Here is a 12,821-nt window from a genome sequence, read left to right as displayed (position 1 = left end):
AACATAGCAGCCGGGTTGGCTAGCGCGACGAAAGCTCGCGCAGGACGTGATACTGGCGACGGCTGACTGCAATGGTTTCCGGGATATCTCGAAGCACGGCGTGCCACCCAGGCTCGCCATTGCTCTCGCGTTTTTCATAGCCTGCGATGCTGTCCTGCGCCACCAGGCAATTCCGATGCAGGCGCAGGAAAGTGTCGCTCAGCTCATGCTCAAGCGAGACTAGGGAATCTTCAATCAGGTATTCCCGTTCCCGGGTCCTGACCGTAATGTATTTGAGCTCTGCACGTAGGTAGATCACATCACTGACCGGCACCAGAAGTACACGGCCACGCTCATTTATACTGAAGTGTGAGCGTCTGTGTTGCAGGGGTTTTAGCGCAGCCAATTGAGCGGGGAGCAGTGCGCGGGCCTTGCTGAGGGCCGCGGCCAGGCGCTCCTGCCGGATGGGTTTGAGCAGGTAATCCACGGCGCTCATCTCAAAGGCCTGGACGGCATATCCGTCAAAAGCGGTGGTGAAAATAATGGCAGGGGGTGTTTGCAGTTTTTGTGCATGCTGTGCCGCTTCTATGCCGTCCATTTCCGGCATGCGTATATCCAGCAGCAAGACCTGTGGCTGAAGTTGTTGTGCCAGATCCAGTACTTCCTTGCCATTCTTCGCTTCACCAACCATTTGTATGTGCGGGATATCGGAGAGCAGCTCACGCAGCCGATTCCGCGCCGGTGTTTCATCATCGGCAATCAGTACGGTCAAGGCCGTTTCATTCATTTACCTTGCCCTCCACGGTAAGGCACCGCAATGTGGACTTCATAGTGATTTTTCGTTGAGCTGGTATCCAGTCTGGCTTCAGCGTCAAAATGTAATTGCAGACGTTCGCGTATATTGTTCAATGCCATGCGGTTGCCCTGATGGTGATGGCCAGGTGGCAGAAACGGGTTGTTCAGTACGATATGGAGTTGATGGCGCGTGCTATAAATGCGTACGGTAATAGCGCCACCCTGCGGCATGGGCTCAATACCATGATATACCGCGTTCTCCAGCAAGGGCTGTAACACCAATGGGGGAATCAGCGCATCTGGTGGCATGGTGTCTATCTGCCAGTCGACGCGCAGTCTGTCATCCAGCCGCAGTTTCTCCAGCGCTAGATACTGGCGACTCAATGCCAGCTCTTGTGCCAAAGACACCAGTTCACGGTTGTCTGCCATCAATACCCGGAATAAGTCCGCCATATCCATGAGGGCAGTTTCTGCCTGCTTCGGTTCACTGCGGATAATCGAAAGCACCGCATTGATACTGTTGAAGAGAAAATGAGGTCGGATGCGCGCCTGTAGCGCCTGTAACCGGGCTTCCGTCACCGCAGGGGAGAGCGCGCGTTGGCGCAGGTTGAGATAGCCGAGCACTGCCAGCGTGATCAATAGGGTGATCAGCCAGGTGCGTGGCAGGCTATTGATGCTCTCCGGGCCAAGCAGATATTGCGCCAGCAGGTGAGCCAGGGTGCTGAATAGTAAGGTGGTGCCAACAATGAGGCCCGCACTGACAGGATAAGTCAATTGCCGTAACCAAGGGCTGAGGCCATAGAGCGCCAGCAAACTCACCAATAATACAGGTTGCAGGAAGGCTGAAAGCCGGGTGAAGGCTGCTGCCATATCGGTCAGGTTTTTGCTGGCCACCAGGCAGGCAAACAGGCCTAACAGGTTCACCAGGATCAGGATACGCAGGCAAATGCCCAGGTTGCGCAGGTCGGGCAACTTAGCGGAATAGGTGGCATTTTGCTTTATAATAGCCATATTTAGCGCAATATCATTCCCCGTGATTTCATCACGCAACATCATGACAGAGAAGTCGACGATTTTGAAAGAAAACCCATCTAAAACCTGGTCTGGTCGTTTTAACGAGCCTGTAGCTGAATTGGTCAAGAAATATACGGCATCGGTCAGTTTTGACCAGCGTCTTGCCGAATTTGATATACAGGGTTCGCTTGCGCATGCACGCATGCTGGGCGCACAAGGCATTATCAGCCACGAAGATGTGGCCCGCATTGAACAAGGACTGGCAGACATTCTGCAAGAGATACGGGATGGTCAGTTTGAGTGGCTGCTGGATCTTGAGGATGTGCACCTGAATATCGAGAAACGCCTTACTGACAAGATTGGTGATGCAGGTAAGCGCTTGCACACAGGGCGCTCTCGGAATGACCAGGTAGCGACGGATATCCGCTTGTGGCTGCGCGCAACGACAGATGAGATCATCACGCTTCTGCGCAAACTGCAGTTATCTATCGTGGATCTGGCAGAAGAGCATGTGGATACAGTGATGCCCGGCTTTACCCATTTACAGGTTGCGCAACCTGTTACCTTTGGTCACCACCTGCTGGCTTATTTTGAGATGCTGCAGCGTGATGCCGAGCGTTTTGCCGATGCCCGCAAGCGTATCAATCGATTGCCATTGGGAGCTGCAGCCTTGGCTGGCACTAGTTATCCGATTGACCGGGAGCGTGTAGCACGTGAGCTGGGATTTGAGGCTCTATGTGAGAACTCGCTGGATGCGGTCTCTGATCGCGATTTTGCCATTGAATTTACCGCAGCGGCAGCCTTGGTGATGACGCATCTTTCACGTTTTTCTGAAGAGTTGATTCTGTGGTCCAGCCCACGGTTTGGTTTTATCGATATTGCAGATCGTTTCTGTACCGGTTCTTCCATCATGCCGCAGAAGAAGAATCCTGACGTCCCTGAACTGGTGCGTGGCAAGACCGGGCGCGTAAATGGCCATCTGGTCGCCTTGCTGACCCTGATGAAAAGCCAGCCGCTGGCATACAACAAGGATAACCAGGAAGATAAAGAACCGCTGTTTGATACGGCGGATACGATATTGGTGACGCTGGAAATCTATGCAGACATGCTGCGAGGGATTCGTGTCAACAAGCCAGCCATGCGCCTGGCTGCAGCGGAAGGATTTGCCACAGCTACTGACCTGGCCGACTATCTGGTGAAGAAGGGTACGCCTTTCCGCGATGCCCACGAAGTGGTCGCCCTGGCGGTACGGCATGCAGTGGAAAAGGGATGCGATCTCTCCGATTTGCCCTTGGCAGAATTACAGACGTTCAGTCCGCTGATTGCAGAGGATGTCTACGGTGTCCTTACCCTTGAGGGTTCGCTCGCTAGCCGGAACCACCGTGGTGGTACAGCACCTGCGCAGGTGAGCCAGGCGATCGCCAGGGCCAGACAGCGTCTTGCTTGAATGGTGTAGCTGTTAAAAAGCCCGCAAGTAGACACTTGCGGGCTTTTGTTTTTTTAAGGGGATAGCTGCTATTGCTGAGCTGGTGGCGTTGCCAGGCTGGTGGCACCGATCACGCGATTCCGGCCACTGTTTTTTGCCTGGTACAGTGCCTTGTCGGTACGGCCGATCACGGTATCAGCATCTTCTCCCGACATCCGTTCAGCAACGCCTGCACTGAACGTGATCAGTACTCGATTACGATCGTGCATGAAAAAATTGCGCGTGAGTTCACGCTGTGCCCGCGTAATCACGCTGATCGCGTCTTTTTCCGAGGTGCCTGGCAATAGGATAATGAACTCTTCGCCACCATAACGGGCAATCACATCGGTGGTACGCAATGACTCCTTGATCACCGCTGCCAAGTGCGCCAGGGCCTGGTCACCTGTGGCGTGGCCCATGTTGTCGTTGATCTGCTTGAAATGATCAATATCCATCATGGCGATGCTCAAGGGCATGCCAAAACGATCCGCACGGCTAAACTCGCGGATCAGTGCTTCATCCATGCCGCGACGGTTGAGTGTCCCGGTCAGGTAATCTTCATGTGCGATTTCGTTGATGTGGTCGAGTTGTAGTGTCAATTCGTAAATCTGTTTCTCTGATTCACGTACTTTATTCTGTGCATCCAGTATCTCTTCACGCGAGCGTTGGGTGACGACGCTGATAATGCGCGTATCTTCCAGTAGCTGGCTCAGTATCTGGTTCAGGTCTTTGATTTCATCGCTATGGCTGATTTCTTCCTGATAGCCTTCAAGCTTGGTTTGATACTCCCCGGTGGCTTCAGTGAGTTCAGATAGCTGGGTGACGAAGATTGAGGCCATCTTTTTCAATGTTTTCTTGGCCTCGACCAAGCCAGGCTTGAGTTGCCCCTGCATGAAGATCAGGTCTTTCAGGGTACATTCGGCCTTGATCAGGGAGTCGATATTCAAGGGGCTGGATAGAATCTCGCGGATGGCTGCCGTGGGGCCTTGTAGCCACTTGTCTTCCAGCAGCAGGGCTTCCATGCTGACGAGGAGCAAGCGTAACAGTTGCAGCAAGTGTAATTGCAGCTGGCTTTGACTATCCAGCTGCATTTCCAGGGTAAACAAGATGGATTTGAGGGCTTCTTCCAGCTTCAGGATGTCATGGCGTGTTTCTGCCAGTTTGGCCTCTGAAAGCAGTTCACGTGTGCGTGACTCAACCTCGGGAATGCTTTTGAGCTGGGGAATGACAACCAAGTCCAGTGTTTTGACCAGCATGTCACGCCATAGCTGGATCAAGTCCCCATTGCCGCTCAGTTCCAAATGGTAGGCACTGGCCTGGGCCACTTCAGGCAAGACCATGTTGGAGAATAGCCGGCGTAATACGCCTTCGAGTTCAGGCCAGTTCTGTTCTTCAATCTGGAAGATGATGGAGCGTACAGTCTCGTGATGCGGGTGCTGCGCATCAATCTCATGTAACACTTTGCCCAGGAGCTTGCTGACAGATAAGGATTCATCTGCGATGGCCTGAGTGCTGCCATTGATTGCGTTGTATACCTTGCGGTAGTTTTCAGGGGTAGGTTCTATTCGGCTCTTTGCGAGCTGAATCAGCGTTTGTCGTGCAGTTTCAACGGATTTATTATGATGATCCATATCTGACCCGAATTTTATTGTATGGGTTTCTGTCAGCCCTCGATTGCCCTAGGGTGCTGCTGTCTGACGGACGCTGATGTTGATAATGTACAACGTTTCTCAGGAGGCTGCATTGTAATACAGAGATTGTCCTACAAATTGAAACAGCATGAAAAATTCATGATCATCGGCTTGCTAATTCAGGAATAGTTGTAGCAATTCATTCAAGAACCGCTGACCAAGCAGGCTTGGGGCAATATGGTTGGCGTCTATGACTAACAGGCCTTTGTCCACTGCGAGTTTAAGCTGATGGTCTATGCAGCTGATTGGCAGGCCAGTACGCGCCTGGAATAAATCGGTTTCAAACCCACCGGTGAAGCGTAAGGTATTCATCATGAATTCAAACGGCAATTCATCAGCAGGGATGGTCCAGGTGTTATCTACAGCCAAGCCTTTTGCAGCCTGTTCCAGATAGCGTTTGGGGTGCTTGTGCCTGCTTTCGCGTGTAATGCGATCGTGAAAGCTCAATTTGCTATGCGCACCAGCGCCTATGCCAAGATAATCTCCGAATAGCCAATAGTTCTGGTTGTGCCGACATTGGTTGCCGGGCCGGGCAAAGGCCGAGGTCTCATAATGCTGATAGCCGTGATCTTCCAGTACCAGTTCTATCGCCTCTTGCATGGCCGCGCTGGTGTCGTCATCTGGCAGTATGGGCGGCGTACGATGAAACGGCGTATTAGGCTCTAAGGTGAGGTGGTAAAACGAGAGATGCGCAGGCTGCAGGCTGCAGGCGCGGCGTGCGTCAGCCAGCGCATCCTGCATACTCTGGCCGGGTAATGCATACATCAGATCCAGGTTCACCGCATCAAAGGTGGCGAGTGCGAGCTCTGCGGCAGCAATCGCTTGCTGTTCATCATGAATACGCCCCAGTTTCTGCAGATAGTCACTATTAAAACTCTGTATACCCAGCGACAGGCGATTGATACCTGCCTCACGATATCCCTTGAAATGAGCGGCATCTACAGTGCCTGGATTCGCTTCCAGGGTGATTTCTGCATGATGGGCAAGCGGCACCAGCGCCCGTACATGGCTGAGGATACGGTCTATCGCCGCATCAGAAAACAGGCTGGGTGTGCCGCCGCCAAAGAAAATGCTATGCACTTTTCTGCCCCAGATCCGCGGCACAGATTGTTCCAAATCCGCAATCAGGGCATCGACATAGGCTTGCTCCGGGATCTCGGCGCGTGATTCATGCGAGTTGAAATCGCAATAAGGACACTTCTTCACGCACCAGGGGATATGGATGTAGAGGGAGAGCGGAGGTGAATGCGTCAGGCCTGATGCCGTCACTTCGCCTGCCACCGGGGCTATGCTGGGTGGCGGATCAATCGTCGCTATGTGAATGACGTTGCTGATAGGGGTTCACCAGTTCATCTACCAGGCGATGCAATGCTTCACGCATCTGGGCTTCGGAGACTTCCATGAGCAGGCCGTCTTCCAGGGCATCCTGGGTAATTTGCTTGATTTCGTCAAAATTCTCGGTCATGACTTTGACCTTTTCCGTACACGACACCACACTGCCGTCATCACGTAACCACTTGGGCCATTGATCGCTCATGAGGCCAGTCTTTCCAGTTGATGCAGCAATTTGGTCAGCGCATGTCCTCGATGACTGATGCGGTTCTTGATCTCGGCAGGTAGTTCGGCAGCAGTCTGGCCAGTTTTGGCATCCAGGAACAGTGGGTCGTAACCAAAGCCACCTTGTCCTTTTGCCTCGGTCAGAATCTCGCCTTGCCATATGCCTTCTGCAATCAGCGGTTGTGGATCATCAGCATGACGCACCAATACCATCACGCAATAATAATGAGCATGGCGGTCTTGCTGTCCCTCCAGGCTTTGCAGCAGTTTTTCATTATTGCGGGCATCGGATTTAGGCTCACCCGCATATCGTGCGGAATGTACACCCGGTGCGCCTTGCAGGGCATTGACGCAAATGCCGGAGTCGTCTGCAAGTGCAGGTAAGCCGGTATGGCGGCTGGCGTGCCGTGCCTTGGTCAGCGCGTTTTCTATAAAGGTGACATAAGGCTCTTCAGTTTCTGGCACATTCAAGGCGGCTTGCGGCAGCACCTCAATCTCCAGGGTGTGCAGCAAGGCCTGGATTTCCTTTAGCTTGCCTTGGTTACCACTGGCGATGACCAGCTTTTGGAACGGCATAGCCACTTTTATACTCCCAGCACGCTTTTCTGTTTGACCAGCAGTTCATTGATACCGGCTTCAGCCAGGGCGACCATGCTGTTCATGGCATCGCGCTGGAATGGTTCACCCTCAGCAGTACCCTGAATTTCCACAAATCCGCCCTTGCCTGTCATGACAATATTCATGTCGGTATCACAGTCTGAGTCTTCAATGTAGTCAAGATCCAGAACAGGCGTTCCTTTATAGATGCCTACTGAAATGGCAGCGACTGCATCCTTGAGGGGGGATTCCTTGATCAGGCCTTTGCCTAGCAGATACGACACTGCATCATGGAGGGCCACGTAAGCACCGGTAATGCTGGCCGTGCGGGTGCCGCCATCTGCCTGGATGACGTCACAGTCGATATGTATGGTGCGTTCACCCAGCTTCCCTAGGTCGATGATGGCACGCAGGCTGCGCCCGATCAGGCGCTGGATTTCCTGTGTACGGCCAGATTGCTTGCCGCGTGCAGCTTCCCTATCCATGCGGCTACCAGTGGAGCGAGGCAGCATACCGTATTCTGCGGTTACCCAACCCTGATTCTTGCCACGCAGGAAGCCCGGGACTTTTTCTTCCACACTAGCGGTACAGAGCACATGCGTATCCCCAAATTTCACTAGAACCGAGCCTTCAGCGTGCTTGGTGTAATGACGGATGAGTTCAACTTCACGAAGCTGGTGAGCGGCACGTTGGCTGGGGCGCATGGGATATCCTGATACTTTAAAACGCCTATTATAAGCGATCGAAATAATCGATTCGCTTAAATTTCCATCGAACCCCAGTTTTAAGGCATGGCCATGATGTAGACGCTATATCAACGTTTACTGCGATTGATGGCAACCTGGATCTCAGCAATGGCGCGATCAATATCGTCCTCGGTCAAATCGGCTAGTGCATGAGCATCAGGACTGGCCGCTTGTCCCGTGATAGGACTCATGATGGTATTCGCGTTTTCCAGCGGCATATGCAATGTGGAAATGGTCAGGGCATCTTCCAGCGAGCTACCCCATTGCATCCCGGCAGCGCTGATATTGTCGCTGCTATCTCCGCCTCGCCGCTCAGCGGTATCGATGAGGCCGGGAATGTTCTGGTTGATGCTCATGCCATTATTGAGAATGTCCACGATGCGCTCATCACTGAGGTGGCCCCATAGCCCGTCGGAGCAGAGCAAAATGATATCGCCCTGGTGTAGCGCTCGTGGCTTGCTGATGTCGATGGTAGGCGGCGTTTCACCGCCCAGGCAGTTATATATTTTATTGCGATCAGGATGCTTGCTCATGTCCTGCGCCTTTACCAAGCCCTGTTTCAGCATCATCTGGATAATGGAATGATCTTCCGTGCGGTAAAGTAGCTGGCGCTGGCGGATGTGATACAGCCTGGAGTCGCCCACATGGGCGCAATAGAGCGTGTCATCCTGCACAATGCTGGCCACGATCGTGGTTTTTGGGATTTCTTCCAGCGACTTTTGCTTGGCAAGATGATGGATGGCTTCGTGGATTTTCTGGATTTGCATGCGCAGAAAATGGTCTGGGTCCAGCAAGCTGGGAGCTGCCATTTGTTGAAAGGCTGCCGTCAAGGTCTTGACGGCAAGCTGTGCTGCCATTTCCCCATGGCTATATCCGCCCATGCCATCGGCTACCACCATTAACAATGCATGTTTGCTGTATGAGTAGGCGAGTCGGTCTTGATTGTATCGACGGCCGCCCCGTCGGCTGCTCTGGTGAATAGTGAATTTCATGAGGATGATCTCCCGATTCTGGCGATGTCTGGCTTACTTGAACATGGCTTTAAATTGATGCAGCCATCCCGCTTTTGCAGGATTGGGCTGCTCTTCCATCAGGACCTTTTGTAATGCAAACAGGCTTTGTGGCCGCTCCAGGTGATCTAGCGCCATGCAGCTATCGATAAGCCTGAGCAGATGGCTGGAGTAAACACCTTTGCCAATTCTGGCTGCGGGGGGCAACAAGTCTTTCTTCAGCCGTATATCAGCGGCCAGTGGCGCAGATTGCATCAGGCAGGCATACATGCTGGCCCCTATGCTGTAGACATCACTCCATGGCCCCAGGTGTTTGCGTTCACCATATTGTTCCGGTGCGGCAAAGCCAGGTGTATAGCTGGGAGGAAGTGTAGATGGCGTATTGGTGAGTGCCTGTCTGGCCGAGCCAAAGTCCAGCAGTACGGGTGAGCCATCCAGCCTGATATAGATATTGGCGGGCTTGATATCCAGGTGCAGCAGTTTTTGTGTATGTACTTCGCGCAGACCATTCAATAATTCGCCGAAGACACGGCGTATGATGATTTCGGCCATCGCCGTGTCCTGCGACAAGATATGTTCTTGCAGGGATTTGCCACGTTCGTAATGCATCACCATGTAAACGGTATCGTTGGCCCGAAAAAAATTGAGTACCCGTACAATATTCTTGTGCTCGATATTGGCGAGCGCGCGGCCTTCCTCGAAAAAACATTTGAGGCCAAAACGAAACCCCGTGGAGGCTTCTTCTGAGGGGATTTTGACCTGCACACCTTCCTGGCGCAAGGCCAGGGTGTTGGGAAGATATTCCTTGATCGCCACCGTGCTCTGGTTCTCCAGGTCGCGTGCGATATAGACGAAGCTGAAGCCACCTGCACTCAGGAGTTTTCTGATTTCATAACCCTGAAGTTGATACCCCGCCGGCAGGGCTAGATTTTGGTTGGCTTGCATGCTGGATTTTGGTGTATTACCACTAAACTTTCGCCAGCTATTCTGTCATGAATCCTCTGGGATTTGATACCATGGGCCAAATTTAATCAGGAACGGCTATCACCATGATGTTCAGTATGACCGGCTATGCCTCGCTTGAAAGTGAGGTGGCAAGCGGTGTTTTGCTGCTGGAGCTGCGCTCGGTAAACCACAGATATCTCGAGTTACACCTGAAGCTGGATGACAATGTACGCATGTTTGAACCGCTGGTGCGGGAACTGATCAGTGCGCGTTTGGGGCGTGGCAAGGTTGAATGTCGCATCAGTCTGATGCAGCGCAATGCCGACCAACGCCAGGTGCAATTGGATGACAATGTCCTGCAGCAACTGGCGCAGATGACGGTGAGCGTGCAGCGTCATTTTCCGGAAAGTCGTCCCCTGAGTGTTGCCGATATCCTGCGCTGGCCAGGCGTGATGCTGGGGGATGCGGCAGATCATGAGGTGCTGGCAGAGGCTATCAAGGAAAGCCTGGTGAAGGTATTGCAGGATATGACCGAGTCACGAGCACGTGAGGGCATCAAGCTCAAGGCATTGATACACGCCCGCCTGGCGGAGATGGAAGTGCTGGTGGATCAGGTAAGGCCATTGCTGCCTGCCCAGTTGAAGGTATATCAGGAGCGCCTGTCAGCCAAGTTGCAGGAGGCGCTGAAGTCGGTTGATGAGGAGCGAGTGCGCCAGGAGCTCACCATTTTTGCTCAACGCATTGATGTGGATGAGGAGCTGAGTCGCCTGGGGGCACACATTGAAGAGGTCAAGCGTATCCTGGAAGCGGGCAGCCCTGCTGGCAAACGCCTGGACTTCCTGATGCAGGAACTGAACCGGGAAGCTAATACCTTGGGCGCCAAGTCAGTCTCGACCGAGGTTTCGCAGGTTTCAATGGCCCTCAAGCTCTTGATAGAGCAAATGCGCGAGCAAATTCAGAACATCGAGTAATCGTCAGCACGTAAAATACGAGTCCTTGCCAGTGTATTTGCCTGGTCGGACCAGACATTCATTTCAAACGATCCGGAATATTAATGCGCGATTTTCGATACTCATTTCTTGTGACATTCGTCTGCCTTGGCCTTGCTGCGCTTTGGGGGTATGAGCTCAAAGGCAGCATCGCCGGTATCTGGCCTGCATTGAGTGTGGCCTTGATACTGGGCATTATGGAAGTGTCTCTCTCCTTTGATAATGCCGTGGTGAATGCGTCTATTCTCAAGGAGATGGATGAGAAGTGGCGGCATATATTCCTCACCATCGGGATACTGATCGCCGTATTTGGGGTGCGTTTGCTGTTCCCCTTGCTGCTGGTGGCGGTGGCTACTGGGCAGGGCTTGTTTGATGTTGCGCACATGGCGATCAACAATCCAGTGCTATATGCAGATTATCTGGATGATGGACATACCGCGATTGCTGCATTTGGCGGTTCCTTCCTGTTCCTGGTCTTCCTCAGTTTCATTTTTGATTCCGGCAAAGAGCTGCACTGGCTAGGGCGTATCGAAGCTGCGCTGAGCAGGCTGGGCCGCATGGAGTCCATCAGTATCGTCGTGATCTTGCTGATCTTGCTGGCCTTGCAGAACTTTCTGCCGATTTCACAGGAAGAGCGCCTGACCATCCTCTTGTCGGGATTATGTGGGGTCGTCTTATATGTGCTGATTGATAGCATGGGTAATTTTTTCTCCTCCCAGGCCGAGGGTGATGCGATCGCCAAAACCGCCAAGCGCAATGGGGCCATGGGGTTTCTCTACCTTGAGATTCTGGACGCTTCGTTCTCGTTTGATGGTGTGATTGGCGCATTTGCCATTACCCGCGATGTCGTGATCATCATGCTGGGCCTGACCATAGGCGCGATGTTCGTGCGGTCACTCACTGTACGCATGGTGTATAAGGGCACGCTGGATAATTATGTATTCCTGGAGCACGGGGCGCATTACGCCATTGGCGTGCTGGGGCTGGTGATGTTCTATTCCATTTACCAGCATGTTCCCGAGGTGGTCACGGGGCTGGTCGGGGTAGTATTCATTGTGGCGGCCTTGTTGTCGTCCATACGCTATAAGCGCAATATTGTGCTGTAAGAGAGCTTTCTAGAGATTTCACGATGGACATATGATGGGTAATCTTTTTATCATTACGGCCCCCTCAGGGGCTGGCAAGACTTCATTGGTTGGCGCTTTGCTGGATGCCGATGAGCACGTCAAACTATCCGTTTCCCACACCACGCGTCAGCCGCGCCCAGGTGAAATGGAAGGGGTGCATTATTATTTTGTGGATGAGGCTGTATTCATAGAAATGCTGGGGCATGGTGATTTTCTTGAAAGTGCCCAGGTGCATGGTGCACGCTATGGGACTTCCCAATCCACGGTGAATGGGGTGCTGGCGTCAGGGTATGACCTAGTGCTGGAGATCGACTGGCAGGGCGCCCAGCAGGTCAGGCAGCAATATCCTGATGCCATCAGTATTTTTATACTGCCACCGTCCATAGAAGCCCTGGAGCAGCGCCTCAACAATAGAGGGCAGGACAACGCGGAAGTGATCCAGCGCAGACTGGCGGCTGCCAGGGATGAGATGAGCCACGTGGCCGAGTTTGACTATGTTACAATCAACGACAGATTCGAACATGCGTTGGAAGACCTACGCGCAATCATCCGCACCCAGAGACTCAAGCGTGATACACAGTTGGCCAAGCACCAGACCATGGTAAAAAACCTGCTGTAAAGCGCTTTAATACTTGGTGTGTAGACCCGAAAATATTCAGGAGAACCCCATAAAATGGCACGTATTACCGTTGATGACTGTCTGGAAAAAATTCCAAATCGCTTCCAGCTTACCCTTGTTGCTGCATATCGTGCACGCCAACTGGCGAATGGATCTGAACCGCTGGTCAATGTGCATGGTCACAAGGACAAGCCTACAGTATTGGCATTGCGTGAAATTGCTGCCAACAAGGTTGGCCTGGAAGTACTTAATCGCGGACATGCCTGATTCGCCAGTGTTGCATCACG

General features: G+C 52.8%; 14 protein-coding genes. 5 read left to right on the top strand and 9 right to left on the bottom strand.

Features of this window, described 5'->3' with window-relative positions:
- Positions 1-19 precede the first annotated feature (19 nt).
- Together LG201_RS10740 and LG201_RS10735 are read right to left on the bottom strand one after the other, a co-directional pair.
- Positions 20-766 (bottom strand): LytR/AlgR family response regulator transcription factor, encoded by a 747-nt coding sequence (locus LG201_RS10740; protein WP_226772205.1) that lies wholly within the window; start codon positions 764-766, stop codon positions 20-22.
- Positions 763-1,785 carry a sensor histidine kinase gene (locus tag LG201_RS10735; RefSeq protein ID WP_226772204.1) on the bottom strand — a complete coding sequence of 341 codons (1,023 nt, stop codon included), beginning with the start codon at positions 1,783-1,785 and terminating at the stop codon, positions 763-765. The genes LG201_RS10740 and LG201_RS10735 overlap by 4 nt, the downstream gene beginning before the upstream one ends.
- A gap of 43 nt (positions 1,786-1,828) precedes the next feature.
- On the opposite strand from LG201_RS10735, the gene argH reads away from it, so the two are divergent.
- The gene (argH, locus tag LG201_RS10730) at positions 1,829-3,235 is read left to right on the top strand and encodes an argininosuccinate lyase (protein ID WP_226772203.1); all 1,407 of its coding nucleotides are present in this window, start codon (positions 1,829-1,831) and stop codon (positions 3,233-3,235) included.
- A 68-nt stretch (positions 3,236-3,303) separates the two neighbouring features.
- Here the strand turns inward: argH and LG201_RS10725 are convergent, their stop codons facing one another.
- The 7 genes from LG201_RS10725 to LG201_RS10695 form a co-directional block, all read right to left on the bottom strand.
- Complete coding sequence (locus tag LG201_RS10725) at positions 3,304-4,884, bottom strand: GGDEF domain-containing protein (protein ID WP_226772202.1); 1,581 nt, start codon at positions 4,882-4,884, stop codon at positions 3,304-3,306.
- A 174-nt stretch (positions 4,885-5,058) separates the two neighbouring features.
- Complete coding sequence (gene hemW, locus LG201_RS10720) at positions 5,059-6,225, bottom strand: radical SAM family heme chaperone HemW (protein WP_226772201.1); 1,167 nt, start codon at positions 6,223-6,225, stop codon at positions 5,059-5,061.
- 22 nt (positions 6,226-6,247) lie between these two features.
- Positions 6,248-6,481, bottom strand: coding sequence for a hypothetical protein (locus tag LG201_RS10715; RefSeq protein ID WP_226772200.1), 234 nt, complete (start codon positions 6,479-6,481; stop codon positions 6,248-6,250).
- Positions 6,478-7,083 (bottom strand): RdgB/HAM1 family non-canonical purine NTP pyrophosphatase, encoded by a 606-nt coding sequence (gene rdgB / locus LG201_RS10710; protein WP_226772199.1) that lies wholly within the window; start codon positions 7,081-7,083, stop codon positions 6,478-6,480. Before rdgB ends, LG201_RS10715 begins: the two co-directional genes overlap by 4 nt.
- Before the next feature lie 2 nt (positions 7,084-7,085).
- Positions 7,086-7,802, bottom strand: coding sequence for a ribonuclease PH (gene rph, locus LG201_RS10705; protein WP_226772198.1), 717 nt, complete (start codon positions 7,800-7,802; stop codon positions 7,086-7,088).
- Positions 7,803-7,912: 110 nt separating this feature from the next.
- Positions 7,913-8,836, bottom strand: coding sequence for a PP2C family protein-serine/threonine phosphatase (locus tag LG201_RS10700; RefSeq protein ID WP_226772197.1), 924 nt, complete (start codon positions 8,834-8,836; stop codon positions 7,913-7,915).
- A gap of 33 nt (positions 8,837-8,869) precedes the next feature.
- Positions 8,870-9,799, bottom strand: a complete 930-nt coding sequence (locus LG201_RS10695) for a serine/threonine protein kinase (protein WP_226772196.1) — start codon at positions 9,797-9,799, stop codon at positions 8,870-8,872.
- A gap of 104 nt (positions 9,800-9,903) precedes the next feature.
- Here LG201_RS10695 and LG201_RS10690 point away from each other — a divergent pair, with 104 nt between their 5' ends.
- The 4 genes from LG201_RS10690 (at position 9,904) to rpoZ (ending at position 12,801) form a co-directional block, all read left to right on the top strand.
- Positions 9,904-10,770 carry a YicC/YloC family endoribonuclease gene (locus LG201_RS10690; RefSeq protein WP_226772195.1) on the top strand — a complete coding sequence of 289 codons (867 nt, stop codon included), beginning with the start codon at positions 9,904-9,906 and terminating at the stop codon, positions 10,768-10,770.
- A gap of 83 nt (positions 10,771-10,853) precedes the next feature.
- Positions 10,854-11,894, top strand: a complete 1,041-nt coding sequence (locus LG201_RS10685; RefSeq protein WP_226772194.1) for a DUF475 domain-containing protein — start codon at positions 10,854-10,856, stop codon at positions 11,892-11,894.
- Positions 11,895-11,925: 31 nt separating this feature from the next.
- Positions 11,926-12,534 (top strand): guanylate kinase, encoded by a 609-nt coding sequence (gmk, locus tag LG201_RS10680; protein ID WP_226772193.1) that lies wholly within the window; start codon positions 11,926-11,928, stop codon positions 12,532-12,534.
- 54 nt (positions 12,535-12,588) lie between these two features.
- Positions 12,589-12,801 carry a DNA-directed RNA polymerase subunit omega gene (gene rpoZ / locus LG201_RS10675; RefSeq protein ID WP_226758221.1) on the top strand — a complete coding sequence of 71 codons (213 nt, stop codon included), beginning with the start codon at positions 12,589-12,591 and terminating at the stop codon, positions 12,799-12,801.
- The last annotated feature ends 20 nt before the right edge of the window (positions 12,802-12,821 follow it).

It is taken from the genome of Methylobacillus gramineus (genome assembly GCF_020532675.1).
Classification (GTDB): domain Bacteria; phylum Pseudomonadota; class Gammaproteobacteria; order Burkholderiales; family Methylophilaceae; genus Methylobacillus; species Methylobacillus gramineus.
This window is presented reverse-complemented; position numbering and strand designations above follow the sequence as displayed.